The sequence below is a fragment of the Tuberibacillus sp. Marseille-P3662 genome (genome assembly GCF_900178005.1).
Lineage (GTDB): Bacteria > Bacillota > Bacilli > Bacillales > Sporolactobacillaceae > Marseille-P3662.
In genome coordinates, this window is sequence record NZ_FXBS01000006.1 from 1381536 (window position 1) to 1396442 (window position 14907).

The 14907-nt window shown below is 40.5% G+C and carries 13 protein-coding genes; 4 read left to right on the top strand and 9 right to left on the bottom strand.

Annotation, left to right across the window (positions count from 1 at the left end; genetic code table 11):
- Nucleotides 1-85: 85 nt before the first annotated feature.
- Nucleotides 86-766 (bottom strand): YkyA family protein, encoded by a 681-nt coding sequence (locus B9Y89_RS15630; RefSeq protein ID WP_085524124.1) that lies wholly within the window; start codon nt 764-766, stop codon nt 86-88.
- A gap of 175 nt (nt 767-941) precedes the next feature.
- On the opposite strand from B9Y89_RS15630, the gene def reads away from it, so the two are divergent.
- Nucleotides 942-1496: a peptide deformylase gene (gene def / locus B9Y89_RS15635; RefSeq protein ID WP_085524125.1), complete on the top strand. Its 555-nt coding sequence runs from the start codon at nt 942-944 to the stop codon at nt 1494-1496.
- A gap of 35 nt (nt 1497-1531) precedes the next feature.
- On the opposite strand, the gene B9Y89_RS15640 is transcribed toward def, so the two are convergent.
- Nucleotides 1532-2308 carry a Cof-type HAD-IIB family hydrolase gene (locus B9Y89_RS15640; protein ID WP_085524126.1) on the bottom strand — a complete coding sequence of 259 codons (777 nt, stop codon included), beginning with the start codon at nt 2306-2308 and terminating at the stop codon, nt 1532-1534.
- A gap of 433 nt (nt 2309-2741) precedes the next feature.
- On the opposite strand from B9Y89_RS15640, the gene B9Y89_RS15645 reads away from it, so the two are divergent.
- Entirely contained in the window at nt 2742-2957 is a 216-nt protein-coding gene (locus B9Y89_RS15645; protein ID WP_085524127.1) for a DNA-dependent RNA polymerase subunit epsilon, read from the top strand.
- A gap of 4 nt (nt 2958-2961) precedes the next feature.
- The gene (rnjA, locus tag B9Y89_RS15650) at nt 2962-4635 is read left to right on the top strand and encodes a ribonuclease J1 (protein WP_085524128.1); all 1674 of its coding nucleotides are present in this window, start codon (nt 2962-2964) and stop codon (nt 4633-4635) included.
- Between the two features lie 42 nt (nt 4636-4677).
- Here the strand turns inward: rnjA and B9Y89_RS15655 are convergent, their stop codons facing one another.
- The 5 genes from B9Y89_RS15655 to B9Y89_RS15675 form a co-directional block, all read right to left on the bottom strand.
- Nucleotides 4678-5346, bottom strand: a complete 669-nt coding sequence (locus B9Y89_RS15655) for a potassium channel family protein (protein ID WP_303393582.1) — start codon at nt 5344-5346, stop codon at nt 4678-4680.
- Between the two features lie 36 nt (nt 5347-5382).
- On the bottom strand, nt 5383-6348 hold the full coding sequence (locus B9Y89_RS15660; protein ID WP_085524130.1) for a cytochrome d ubiquinol oxidase subunit II: 966 nt from the start codon (nt 6346-6348) through the stop codon (nt 5383-5385).
- A gap of 309 nt (nt 6349-6657) precedes the next feature.
- Nucleotides 6658-8475 carry an ABC transporter ATP-binding protein gene (locus tag B9Y89_RS15665; RefSeq protein ID WP_254901267.1) on the bottom strand — a complete coding sequence of 606 codons (1818 nt, stop codon included), beginning with the start codon at nt 8473-8475 and terminating at the stop codon, nt 6658-6660.
- A 12-nt stretch (nt 8476-8487) separates the two neighbouring features.
- A complete protein-coding gene (locus B9Y89_RS15670; protein WP_085524131.1) occupies nt 8488-10248 on the bottom strand; it encodes an ABC transporter ATP-binding protein in 1761 nt (586 codons plus the stop codon).
- A gap of 320 nt (nt 10249-10568) precedes the next feature.
- Nucleotides 10569-11111 (bottom strand): peroxiredoxin, encoded by a 543-nt coding sequence (locus B9Y89_RS15675; protein ID WP_085524132.1) that lies wholly within the window; start codon nt 11109-11111, stop codon nt 10569-10571.
- Between the two features lie 236 nt (nt 11112-11347).
- On the opposite strand from B9Y89_RS15675, the gene B9Y89_RS15680 reads away from it, so the two are divergent.
- The gene (locus B9Y89_RS15680) at nt 11348-12184 is read left to right on the top strand and encodes a mechanosensitive ion channel family protein (RefSeq protein ID WP_085524768.1); all 837 of its coding nucleotides are present in this window, start codon (nt 11348-11350) and stop codon (nt 12182-12184) included.
- A 26-nt stretch (nt 12185-12210) separates the two neighbouring features.
- On the opposite strand, the gene B9Y89_RS15685 is transcribed toward B9Y89_RS15680, so the two are convergent.
- Nucleotides 12211-13545: a TrkH family potassium uptake protein gene (locus B9Y89_RS15685; RefSeq protein ID WP_085524769.1), complete on the bottom strand. Its 1335-nt coding sequence runs from the start codon at nt 13543-13545 to the stop codon at nt 12211-12213.
- The gene (locus B9Y89_RS15690) at nt 13526-14857 is read right to left on the bottom strand and encodes a hemolysin family protein (RefSeq protein ID WP_085524133.1); all 1332 of its coding nucleotides are present in this window, start codon (nt 14855-14857) and stop codon (nt 13526-13528) included. The genes B9Y89_RS15685 and B9Y89_RS15690 overlap by 20 nt, the downstream gene beginning before the upstream one ends.
- Nucleotides 14858-14907 lie beyond the last annotated feature (50 nt).

Below are 14907 nucleotides of genomic sequence, written 5' to 3' on the forward strand. Positions count from 1 at the left end.
TCCTTTTAATATCATCTGTTATACAAAAACAATTCACTCTGTATTATTACTGTTATGATTGCCGGGACACTAAAAAAAGACGCTCTTAAGCGCCTTCTTTATCTTTCCTATTAATTTCAATGCCCAATTGTTTATATAGATCCATTTTTTTCTTGTTAAACTGTTTCGTTAAATCGTTAAATTGCTTCTGGTTTTTTTCAACTTTTTTATAACCACTGTTCACTTTTTTAATTTGTGCTTGAAGCGTTTCGACCTTTAAATCTTTCTTTTCCAGCATATTGAAAAGCTTCTCATCAAGCTGTAACGATTTTTGATAAGCCTTGTGTAAGTTTTGATAAGTTTGATATCGCTGATCCATAATATCGACGACATCTTTGGCCAAAGACTTGGTCTCTTTATCATCAAGTTCACTGATATAAGTGGCCCCTTCTTGAAAGGATTGGTAGGCCTTTTCAATACTCGCTTGTTCATCCTTTAACATATCTTTTCTTTCTTCAATTGATTTTAGAGCATCGTCAGCATGTTCTTTAATTTTTTTATATTCTGTCATATCCAATTTCATGATGTCTTTAAATAATTTATGTTCCTTGTTCTCTGCTTTGACCATGGGTTTTTGCAAGTCATTAAATGTTGATTCACCATCGGCGGCGTCTTCTATTTTTTGATACATGTGATCTCCCGGACTTTTCCCTAGACTACAACTTGTCAGGAAGACAAAAACAGCCATTAGAGTCAGGACTATTTTATAGCTATGTAACGGTTTCAAGCGTCTCCTCCTCTTTTAAATGCAAATTAATTTCCTATATCATATCAAAATTTCATCATGGGTGATATAACATCAATAAAAAAGTGACACACTTATCAATGTTTTTCCTGCTAAACATGATTATGCTAAACTAAATATACTGATGAAAAGTTCGCCTTGAGAAGGAGAGGATAATATGTACACCATGGATGACATCGTGCGGGAAGGTCATCCCATTCTGCGTCAAGTCGCTGACGCGGTCACCTTGCCGCCAAGTGAAGAAGACCAAAAAACGTTAAACAAAATGATGGAATACTTAGTGAATAGCCAAGATGACAATATCGCACAGCAATGTCAACTGCGTCCAGGTATCGGGCTCGCTGCCCCGCAAATCGCCGTATCTAAGCGAATGCTTGCCGTCTATCTTGTTGACGGCAAAGAACAGTTGCATCAATATGCAATGATCAATCCAAGAATCATCAGTCACTCAATTGAGAAGTCCTATTTAGAAAGTGGTGAAGGGTGCTTATCCGTTGACCGTGATGTTCCGGGATACGTCCCCCGTTATGCGCGGATTAAGGTTAGAGCTTACGATATTAACGGTCAAGAATTCACGATAAAATTACGCGGACTACCCTCGATTGCAGTGCAACATGAGCTCGATCATCTTGATGGTATTATGTTTTATGATCATATCAACGCTGATGACCCATTTGCCGTCCCTGACAATGCGCGATCTGTGGATCGTTAGCAACCAAACATACTCCGTGAACGGAGTATGTTTTTTTATAATAATCCTAGATGCTTTAGACCATTATAAATACCATTGTCTGAAACATGGGTTGTCACATGTTTGGCCACATCTTTCACTTGAGGTTGACCGTTACCCATGGCAACACCATTCTCAACGAATGACAGCATTTCAATGTCATTCATGGCATCACCAAACGCAATGGTGTTTCTCCGGTCGATGCCAAGATTGTCTAATAAAGACTGGATGCCAATGGCCTTGGATCCTCCTGTTGGAACCACGTCCATAGAATAGCGGTGCCAACGGACATAATCAAAGGCATCAATCGCCTGGAAAGCTCCAATATCTTCACCTTCTTCACAAAAAATGAGCGCTTGATAAATTTCATGATCATGATGGAACGTTTTATCGTAATCGGGTGGATCCAATTTTAAAGAATTAAAGCTTTTCATAATAAAAGGATGTTGATCATGGGTTACAGCCGCTTTATGCGAGGATAGAAACGCTAATGGATAATCTCCTCCCATTGCTTTTTGGTGTAACTCACCTAAATCTTCAAAGTGCATAGGATTTTTAAAAACAGCTTCACCCTTATGAACGACATACTGACCATTAAAACTAATAAAAGAATCAATATTTAACTCACGACGGACATCCGCAAACATAAACGGCGCCCGACCCGTGGCAATCGCTGTGATAACTCCTTTTTTCTGTAAATCATAAACAGCTTGTCGCGTGGTGTCCGGTATGTTTTTATCTTCATCTAATAAAGTGCCATCAATGTCAAAAAATACGATGGGTTGTTCGCTCATCAGTTCCACTCCTCCACTAACTCCCAATAATATAACCCTCATAATTATAACAAGCCGTGCAACCCTAAGTAATAAATCAAACATTTTTGTCAATAATAGTGATGTTTGAATACATGTCACAACACTGCCATGAACAAACTAATTCATATAGCCGATACATTTGGTCACACTGTCCTTGTCCGAACATCTGGGATCCGACTTCAAGGGAGGCCAGACCATGAGCAAAAAAGCACGTAGAAGATGGCTCCGGCGCGTTAAGGAGCTTCTTGAGAACGATCGGCTTGCGCGTATTTAGTTTTTTAAATTTGGCGTTCCACTCAGTTTGGAACGTCAAATTTAAAATATGACATGAAATTCGCTTTTATATGATTTATAATAAACATTAGACATTTTTACAGGCTTACGTCGTAATAAGATAAAGGAGAGGTTATACATGATTTTTAAAGTATTATATCAAGAAACTTTAGACGAAATTCCTGTTAGAGAAAGCACCCATTCAATGTATGTTGAAGGTGACTCCGAGAAAGATGTACGCAAAAAACTTGCGGAAAAAGGCTGGAACATTAATATAGAATTTGTTCAAGGTCTTAGTGATGAATTCCTGGAATACGAAAAACAATCGGAAGACTTTAAAGTGGAGCAGCTCTAACCTTATGAAATCAGTAAAAAATCATCAGACAGCAGTTTTCGCCCTTGGCGGGTTAGGTGAGGTCGGTAAGAATACGTACGCGGTCCAATTCCAGGATGAGATTGTGTTAATCGATGCCGGAATTAAATTTCCGGAAGATGAACTACTAGGGATCGATTACGTCATTCCCGATTATAATTACTTAACAAAAAACGCTGATAAAATTAAAGGACTTTTTATCACCCATGGCCATGAAGACCATATTGGCGGTGTTCCCTACTTACTTAGAGTTGTGAATGTCCCCGTATTTGGGGGGAAACTCGTGATTGGACTTTTGCGTAATAAGCTGGAAGAACACGGTTTGTTACGGCAGACAGAACTGCACACCATTCAGGAGGATGACGTCATCAAGTTTCAAAAAACATCGGTGACTTTCTTTCGCACTACACATAGTATCCCGGATTCTTACGGTATTGTAGTCAAAACACCGTCGGGGAACATTGTCCAAACCGGTGACTTTAAATTTGACTTTACACCAGTAGGAGAGTCAGCTAATTTAACTAAAATGGCTGAAATTGGAAAAGAAGGCGTTCTGTGCTTGCTTTCCGATAGCACGAACAGTGAAGTTCCTAAATTCACCATGTCTGAACGTCAAGTTGGATCTAACATCACTGATATTTTCCGTAAAGTTAAAGGGCGTGTCATTTTCGCCACCTTTGCATCTAATATCCATCGTTTGCAACAAGTCGTAGAAGCCTCGATTGAAACTAAGCGAAAAATAGCCGTATTCGGTCGAAGTATGGAAGCGAACATGCGGTTGGGGCAAGAACTTGGGTATATTCGGGCGCCAAAGGATACTTTCATTGAACATCAGGAGATCAATCGTTTGCCTGAGAATGAGGTTACAATTCTTTGCACAGGAAGCCAAGGCGAACCGATGGCGGCGTTATCGCGTATTGCCAACGGCACCCATCGCCAAATTCAGATTATTCCTGGGGATACTGTGGTGTTTTCATCATCACCGATTCCTGGTAATGCGATTAGTATTAATAACACGATTAACCAACTGTTTCGTGCAGGTGCCGAAGTCATACATGGCCCGCTGAACGATATTCATACATCAGGCCACGGCGGACAGGAAGAGCAAAAACTGATGCTCAGATTAATGCAGCCTAAGTTCTTCATGCCTATCCATGGTGAATATCGTATGCTTAAGAAGCACGCTGAGTTGGCCCATGATTGCGGCCTGCCAGAAGACAAATCATTCATTATGGATAACGGCGATGTTCTAGCATTGGATGAAAACGAAGCAGAAATTGCTGGACGCGTCCCTTCAGGATCTGTTTATGTGGACGGTAATGGTATCGGCGATATTGGTAATATCGTTTTGCGTGACCGTCGCATCCTTTCTGAGGAAGGTCTTGTGATTGTCGTTGTCAGCATTAACATGAAAAAATATCAAGTGCTTGCTGGGCCTGATATCATTTCTCGCGGATTCGTCTATATGCGTGAATCAGGTGATCTTATCAAAGACGCCGAACGTCTATTAAAACAACATCTCGGCAAAGTCATGGAACAGCAAACGTCACAATGGTCGGAAATTAAATCCGAAATAAGCGATACTTTAGGACCATTTTTATATGAAAAAACACGTCGTAAGCCAATGATCTTACCCATTATTATGGAAGTCAATGAATAATAAGCAAGAAAAAACACCCGGAGGTTTCATAACCTTCGGGTGTTAATTATCTAGCATATGATTTTTAAATCGGTCGATGTCATTGTCCGCACCAATGATAATTAAGATGTCACCATCATTTACCGTTTGATCAGCCCTAGGCGACACGTTAATGTTTCCTTCCTCTTTTATAGCAACAATATTAACACCAAACTTAGCTCTGACATCGAGATCGATCAATGTCTGTCCATCCATTTTCTGTCCAGCGATCACTTCCATAATACTATGTTGGTCTGACAGCTCAAGATAATCTAGAACACTCGAAGAGGTAATATTGTTAGCAATCCGCGTCCCCATATCACGCTCGGGGTGACTGACTTGATCGGCCCCAATCTTTCTAAGCACTTTTTCATGATAGTCGTTTTGGGCTTTAGCCGTGACCTTTTCAACCCCTAATTCCTTTAATATCAAGGTCGTGAGCGTACTGGCTTGAATATTATCCCCTATCGCTACGATCACATGGTCAAAATTCCGTAAGCCTAAACTTTTCAAAACCGTTTCATCAGTTGAATCAGCGATCACGGCATGTGTTGCAATCGGCGTATATTCATTGACGCGGTCTTCATCCATGTCAATTGCTAAAACCTCCTGCCCCTGCTCACTTAAAGTCCAGCATATACTGCCTCCGAACCGTCCGAGTCCAATCACAGCATATTGTTTTTTCACATTCATTCCTCCATCTCTATAAAACGAAATTAAAATCAATGATTAACGATGATGAGCCCGTTCCAGTACTTTGACCGCGCCATATATTAATCCCAATATCAGTAACAGTGCGATAATAAACCAAACTGCCCCAGAAGGGATATCGTCTGCTAACTTAATATTAGGATACAATAAATAAGGTAAATGAGAAATGCCGTAGCCGTAGAAAGCAAAGAAAAACTGCAATACAACAAAGCCAAACGCTCCCGAAATCAGATACTTTCGAAAAACTAATGATATTGCAATAAGCAGGCTAATCAAAGACAGCATAAACAACCATGCATGATCCAGCGCATTAATGAAATGTTCATTGTTGTGTCCCTGTAACGCTGCAAAGACTAAAGCACTAGCTAATAATGTCGGCATACTCCAATAGAGGGTTAAATGTCGCGGCGTATCTGCTTGCTGTTCGACATGCAAATGGAAATACCGAACATGATACGCTGAACTGATGTACATCACAGAAACAACCGCAAGAATACCGACGCTCCAAGGATAGATAGACGTAAGAAATGTCCCATAATCCAACATCATCGTTTCATCACTAATAAAACCACCCTCAGAAACCGCTAAAACCGATGCCATCACACCTGGGATGATTAGAGATAAGAGCCCCATACAAAACGTCACAGATAATCTCACTTGATTAAGAGGTATCCAGTAAGTGAACCCTTTCCAGACCATATGCATCAGCAGAATCCCAAGCACAGGCCACTTAAGCGGCGGGACGAACGTTTCTAACAACGTCTCATTCAAGACAAATAGTCCGGCTAATGCAGCCAATAGAAACACATAGAAATAAATCCAGAAATAGGCCTTCAAAAGTTGATCCAAGACAGCCCCTGCACGCTGCCGGCCAGTCAAGCGCATATACACCATCAAGCCGCCCGTTCCGAAATCAATTGATGCCATAACGACGTATAAAAATAAGATCAGCCATAGTAAATAAATATCAAGCCAGTGAGGCAACCGACTTCACCCCGATTCTCTATTCTATTTCAAATGAATGTCTATTAATACAATAGGCAATACGGCCACGAACGTCAATGATTGTTTATGAAACGTGACTGTTGATTTTAGGTCCAGGCGTTCGTCCACTAGGTAAAGGGGTTTTCTTGACCAAGTTATCTGGGGCCGTGCCCGCGGCAAGCGAAGGATTTTGACGAAGCGATGATAGGAATGACGATTTTAAAACAAATCATCCGAACGGATTAACAAAAAAGTTCGGATGATTCTGTTATCAATATACTTTTGTCTCAGCCTCGTTTTCTTTTATCCTTATGATGCGTCCAGTGCTTTGAATTGGCTCAGGACCAATTCATAATACTTGCCTTGAGCATCCATCAATTCATCGTGTGTACCCCGTTCAAGAATATTGCCTTCCTCAAGGACAATAATTTGATCTGCATCACGTATGGTTGATAGACGGTGAGCAATGATTACTGACGTCCGTCCTTTCAGCAGCTTATCCATCGCTTCTTGAATTTTCAATTCCGTCTCCGTATCGATACTCGCTGTCGCCTCATCCAAAATTAAAATTTTCGGATCAGCTAACAACGCACGAGCAAACGATAACAACTGACGTTCACCGACGGACAAAATGTTACCGCGTTCTTCAACTTCAGTGTCATAGCCCTGGGCTAACTGCTGAATAAAAAAATCAGCGCCAACGGCTCGAGACGCGCTTTTAACTTCTTCATCAGAAGCATCCGGTCGCCCAAAACGAATATTTTCCATAATCGTCCCTGAGAAAATGAAGGTGTCCTGCAAAACGGTACTGACATTAGCCCTCAGTTCATCAAGCTTAATATCTTTTAGATCAATACCATCAAAAGTCACTTGGCCGTCCGTTGGATCATAGAAACGACCAATCATATTCGCAATCGTTGATTTTCCTGAACCCGTATGACCAACCAAAGCAACCGACTGTCCAGCTTCCATCGTTAAGTTAATATCATTAAGAGCTTTTCGCTTATCATCGTAACTGAATTCAACATCCTTGAAATCCACGCGTCCTTGAATGTGACTCATACTGATGGCATCAGGTTTTTCAACAACATTGGGTCTCTCATCCAAAAATTCAAAGATTCGTTCGGATGACGCCATCGCCATTAATAGCTGATTATAGACTTGACCAAGACGGGATATCGGTTCCCAAAACATCCCGATATAGAACGCAAATGAAACAAAAACACCCATTTCAATATAACCATTTAAAATCAACACAGATCCAAGCCAAATTAAGATCGCCGAACCTACAGCATTGGCCATTTCCACAAACGGCCGAAACATTGCGTTTTTTTGTGTAGCATGACGCAAACTTTCATAGGTTTCGCCGTTAACACCTTTAAAATAATCCATGTTTTCCGACTCTTGTGTGAATGACTGCGTAATCCGCATACCCTGGATACTTTCATTCAAGTGCGAATTCATCTTGGATTGTTTAACCCGCACCTGTTGCCATGCCCGCCTGATCCGGCGCCGGAGTTTAGTCGATATGAAAAACATAATCGGCATAACAATAAATACAGCAAGCGCAAGCGGCGGGCTCAGTGTAAATAATATGACGGCAATACCGACTAACATCGTTAAGTCCATTAATATGTTAATAACACCATTTGTGAACAAATCTTGTAATGAATTAATATCATTAATAATACGAACTAAAATTGATCCTGCCGATCGCGAATCAAAAAATCGGTGGGACAATCGTTGAACATGATCAAATAAAGCTTTCCGCAAATCATAAATCACATATTGACCGATCCGATTCGTTAATTTAATTCGAAACATATTACTTAACCATGAAACAGCGTACATCGCCGCAATTCCAGCGACGAGCCACCAGAGTTGATCAAACTTGCCTTTGGCTATAACTTCATCAAATGCATACACACCAATTAAAATCGGGACAATTAAACGAACCGCAGTCTGGATGAACATGGTCAAAACAGCTAACGGAACGAGTGTTTTTGCATAAGGTTTCATGTAGGACATCAAACGGAACATTTGTTTCCAATTAAACTGTTTCTCAACAACTTGATCAGCCTTATAATAAAATCGCTCTCTCTTTGGCTTTTCAATTTTGACAGTCACAACTCTCACCTCCTAAAGAACGTGCTCTGACCGTTGTAAAATTTCCTTGTCTTTATATTGAATGTCAAAAATGCGACGGTAAATGCCATTTGGATGCTCCAACAATTCACTGTGGACACCCCGTTCATTAATTTCACCATCGTCAAGAACTAGGATCTGATCGGCATGCTGAACCGAAGAAATCCGATGAGCAATAATGAATGTTGTCCGCCCTTTCATTAATTCGCGAAATGCTTTCTGAATTTTAGCTTCCGTCTGCATATCAACGGCACTGGTCGCATCATCCAAAATTAAAATACTTGGATTAATTAACAAAGCACGGGCAATCGCCAACCGTTGCTTCTGACCACCGGATAGACCTAATCCGCGTTCACCGAGCATGGTGTCATAGCCATCAGGCATTTCAGAAATGAACGCATGCGCTTGGGCACGTTTGGCTGCATCAATTATCTTCTCATCACTAATATCAGGGTTTCCGTAAGCAATATTGTCGCGAATGGTTGACGAGAATAAAAATGATTCCTGGAGCACAAATCCGATATTTTTTCTTAATGCACTGACGTTATAGTCATGAACCGGCTTACCATCAATCAAGAGCTCTCCATCAGTAATATCATAGAACCGGGAAATCACTTGTGTAATTGTTGATTTACCGGATCCTGTCGCTCCCATCAAGCCAATTGTTTCACCAGGTTCCACATTAAAAGAAATATTTTTTAAGGCATAGACTTTTTCATTCGGATATCGAAGAGACACATGGTTAAATTCGATATGACCCTGAATCTGCTTAGTGTCAATCGCTTTATTTGGAGACTGAATATCCTCAGATTCATTCAAAATCTGCAATAAACGTTCCCCTGACGCTTTGGATTGTGAGAATGTATTGATAATAAATCCCAAATTCATTAATGGCCCCATGATGTACCAAACTAAACTAAAGAAAGCGACAAGCTCTCCGGATGACAATTGACCTTGCATGACCATATAACCGCCAAGCCCTAATAAGAAAACCACGCAAAGGTCACCGACAAGTTCCATGATAGGAAAAAACTTCGCCCAAATATCCGATGTTTCAATTTGCCGAGACCGATAATTCAGATTAGATCTCTTAAAACGCCCCATTTCAAAGTCTTCTCTCGATAATGCTTTGACGGTGCCCATACCACTAATATTCTCCTGAACACGCGTATTCAAATGAGCCATAGACAGACGAATTCTACGGAACGCTGGATGTACCTGCTTATCGAAGCGGTACACGGTCAAAGCAAGAAACGGTACCATGAGTAAGGTAACAATTGACAGCACCGCCGAATAGGTGAACATCACAATAAGACTAAAGGTCACAATCAGACAAAAGTTAATCAGTTGAGCAAATCCCCCGGACAAGAAAAAACGAAACGCCTGAACATCCGCTGTCAATCTAGACATGAGATCCCCTGTGTGCGCATTATCGTAATACCGGAACGGCAAGCGTTGCAACTTTGCATATAGCGCATTACGCAGTTCATAAACTGAACTAATGCCAAACAGTTCTCCCCAATATTGATTAAAGTAGGCCGATAGTCCTTTAATAGCCATCAATAGTATAAAACCAATTGCAATATACGGAACGATATCAATTTTTCCTTGTAATACAACCTTATCAATGGTTAGCTGTAAAGCAATTGGATAGGTTACAGTAATCCCTGTTACAAACAACAAAAAGACAATCGAACCAATAAAATACTTTCTATACGGCCAATAAAACGGTTTCAACTGCTTAAAAACACCCATAAGGTCACCACCTAACCCAGTCATTATAAAGTAACATCACCTAATATAACGAATTTCGAAATAATTGACTATGGGATTTTATTGCCAAATAAACCGGTGAGACCCCAAATCATTTGATTTAACGACAAAATATTATCATTAGTATACATTTTTTAAAATTTTCTTCTTATATCTCAATTTATCTTTAAATAACAAAATCTATAGGCACCAAACAATATATTTTTGCTTTTAATACAAATTATACGAAAAGAGCTAAACAACCTACAGAAAAAGGATACCCCTTTTTGGGATATCCTTTGAATACTGCTTCAGTTTTTTTCTTAAAGTGTCGCTTGACCAGGCTTCCAGTTAGCTGGACACATACCGCCTGTTTGTAGCGCCTGAAGGACACGAGACGTTTCTTCCACGCTACGACCGATGTCGTTATGGTTAACAACGGAATATTTCAATTCTCCTTCAGGGTCAATGATGAATAGACCGCGAAGAGCTACACCTTCTTCTTCAATTAGGACGCCGTACTTTCGAGCAATTTCATGATTCGTATCAGCAGCGAGAGGATAAGTTAGGTCACCCAAACCATTATCGTCCCGCGGAGTGTTAATCCATGCTAAGTGTGTGTGAATCGTATCCGTTGACGCACCAATCACTTCAGCATCAAGATCTTCGAATATATCAAATTCATCACTCATTGCTGTAATTTCCGTTGGACAAACAAAGGTGAAATCCATTGGATAAAAGAATAAAATCGTCCATTTGTCGTTTTTCATGTTCTCTTCAAGACTGACCTTACCAAATTCTTTGTTCGGCATAACAGCCTCCATTTCAAATCGAGGCGCTTGTTTGCCTACCATGCGTTCTGGCATGAAAAATCCCTCCTATTATAGTTTCCCGTAAGTCTTATGTATCGGGTTTTTTCATCACGCTAGCCATTATAGTATAATCCTGATACTTGGTCAATTTGTATTGGAGATCGAAAAACCTTGCTAGATTTTCGAATGATACTTTATAGACTAGCGCCTGAGCCCTATGATTTTATTGGTATTATCATTATTGGTATAATAGAGAAAAACTATACGTAATAAGGAGTATTCTCATGGATATGAACAACTTTATCAGCGCGCCATTTTGGACAGAATTACTTGTCAAATTCGGTGCCAATATCATCGAATTCATCGCTGTTGTCATTATTTACTTTGTATTAAAAAGGGTCGGTTCAAAAATTATCGCCCGTTCTTTTGACCGTTACAAACAGCGAAGGGACGTCTCCTCAAATCGCATCTACACATTAGAAAAATTAACAGCCAGTGCCTATACATACGTCCTCTTTTTCATATTTCTTGTTCTCGCTTTTAATGCGTTTGGACTTCCTACAGCGAGCCTAATTGCCGGGGCTAGTGTTATTGGCCTAGCTGTCGGTTTCGGTGCTCAAGGATTAGTCAGTGATGTCGTGACAGGGTTCTTTATTTTATTAGAAAAGCAAATAGATGTCGGCGATTATGTCACAACGGCAGGTTTTGGCGGCATTGTCGAAGAAGTCGGCTTACGCACTACTAAAATCCGGAGTTTTGACGGAACATTAAATTATATACCCAACCGGCAAATTGCTACTGTCAGCAACCATACTCGAGGAAATATGCGTGCGCTTGTTGATCTGGGTATAGCCTACGAAGAGAATGTTGACGATGCCATTACTGTCATCCAAGAGGCTTGTAACCAAGCTGCGGAGAATGATGACCGGATTAAGGAAGGGCCTGATGTCGTCGGTGTTCAAGCCTTTGGTTCGTCAGATATCGTCATCCGCGTCATTGCTCAAACAGAAAATATGGAACAATGGGCGGTTGAACGCGATTTGCGCAAAGCCATTAAATGGGCATTGGATACCAATAACATCGAAATTCCCTACCCGCATCAAGTTAATATTGATAAAAATGCCTAAAAAAGCTGCCATTACGGCAGCTTTTTTTATCCTGTAAAGACATCGCCATTAGGAAAGCGGATATTGTCTTTCTTAGGTGTTGCTAATGAGAATGCTAAGGTTAATGGCCCCATTCTGCCAAAGAACATTAACACAATGACAATCACTTTTCCCGCTATCGATAATTCGGGCGTGACGCCCATAGATAACCCGCATGTTCCAACGGCTGAGGCTACTTCAAATAATAATGGGACAAACGGTTGATTTTCCGTAATCGATAAGATAATAAGTGCGATAAAAAATATCGTTAATGAAATGATCACAATAGATATGGCACGCATAATCGCCCCTTGACGAATGGTGCGGCCGAAAGCAACTGTGTTGTCTCTCCCTCTGATAAAAGCAATAACAGCCAATAAAATCGCTAGAAACGTGGTTAATTTAATCCCGCTTGCCGTTGATCCACTTCCAGCGCCAATGAACATGAGCATGGAAGTAATAATGGCTGTTCCATCTGTGACTTCTGATATATCTACAGTATTAAACCCGGCTGATCGCGGGGTCAACCCTTGAAAAATAGATGCTAGAAATTTCTTAAACAGTGATAGGTGCCCTAATGTACCAGGATTCATATATTCTAAGAGAAAGAATAGTAGAACAGCAACGATGTTAATGCCAATGGTCCCGGCAATCATTAATTTGGTATGGAGCGTCAAGTTTTTAAACTCTTTTGTAAACCAAATATCATAGATGACCGTGAAACCAAGTCCACCCGTGACAAACAATACCATAATGATAAGATTCACAACCGGATCACCTACAAAGCGCATTAAACTGTCTGACCATAATGTAAACCCAGCATTATTAAAAGCTGATATCACATGAAAAACACTATAATAAAGCCCTTGTCCCAGACCCATTTTGGGTATCCAATATAATGCCAAGAAGAACATGGCAATCCCTTCTGTAACCAACGTATAGATCAGTAGAATTCTAACGAGCCGCACAACGCCACCCAGTGAATCTTGACTCAATGCTTGTTGGATAAGCATGCGCTGTCTTAGGCCCACTTTCCGTCCCAGAACCATAATAATTAAGACCGCAAACGACATAAAACTTAACCCGCCAACTTGAATCAAACACAAGATGACGACTTGACCAAACAGGGTGAATGTCGCCCCAGTATCGACAACTGTCAATCCTGTAACCATGGTCGCCGAAGTCGAGGTGAACCACGCATCAATAAGACTAATAGATCCATGAGTTGCTACAGGCAAGCATAAAAGTACCGCTCCTATTAAAATAATGAAGGTAAAACCTAGTGCTAAGATTTGCGGTGGACTTAGGCGCTTTGATATGATGTTATTTTTTAGAGTCGGCATCCTCATTTTCAATGTGTTTTTCTCCTTCTTTAGCCGCTGCCTGAATTTCAACCCATTTGATTTGTAAACCTTCTGCCTCTTGCACTTTAAAGGTTAAACCCTGGTATTGAACAACTGTTCCTATTTGAACATCGGGATTTTTGGATAAAATAAAGCCACCAATCGTATCAATCTCCTCATGATAGATGGGCACATTCATTAATTCACTGAGATCAGTCAGTAGTACTTTACCATCCACTTCATAAGTGTCATCTCCAGTCTTGCGAATCATCGGTGCTTCGTCAATATCAAACTCATCACGAATCTCACCAACGATTTCTTCAAGAATGTCCTCAACCGTTACGATACCTGAAGTCCCGCCGTATTCATCAATCAGCACAGCCATATGAACACTTTCCTTCTGCATTTTGATCAATAATTGTTTAATTGGCGTTGTTTCCAGCATGCTAATAATTGGGCGGATGTGCGGACGAAGACTTTGCCGATACGCATCATCCGAATGGAATAACTCTTTAATATTAACCAACCCAATGATATGATCTTTATCATTTTCCGCAACTGGATAACGAGTGAACTTCTCTTTCTTCATGATAGTCATATTATCTTCCATTGAACACTGGCAATAAAGACAATCCACTTCCGTCCTTGGAATCATAATTTCCTTGGCCAACCGGTTATCAAAATCAAAGATCCGGTCAGCATAGCGATATTCCGACTGGTTGATTTCTCCGCTTTGGTAGCTTTCTGATAATAAATGCCTGAGTTCTTCTTCCGTATGTGACTCTTCTTGTTCGCTCATCGGCCGAACGCCAAACAATTTAGCAATCAAATTGGCTGAGCTATTCAATACCCAAATTAAAGGATACATGATTCTATTAAACCATATTAAAGGTAAAGCACACATGATCACAATTTGCTCAGCCTTCTGAATCGCAAATGTCTTGGCGACAAGTTCACCCAGTACAACATGCAAGACCGTTACCAGTAAAAATGCGATAATCGTAGAAATCGTCATTGAAAGTCCATGTGATAACGGTAACTCAAAAAACCACACTTCCATAAGCTGGCCAATAGCGGGTTCACCAAGCCAACCAATGCCTAATGATGTCATCGTAATCCCTAATTGACAAGCTGATAAAAATTCATCGAGTTTTTCTAGCACGCTTTGAGCTGCTGCTGCCTTACGATCACCATTAGCAGCAAGTGTGTCAATTTTCCCTTTTCTTACCTTTACAATAGCAAATTCGGTTGCCACAAAAAAAGCTGTTAAGAAAATCAGTAAAGCAACTATAAATAATTTTAAGGCAATCATTGACCATACTCCCTTAGACTCTCAAAAACCATTATATATAAGAATGTCCG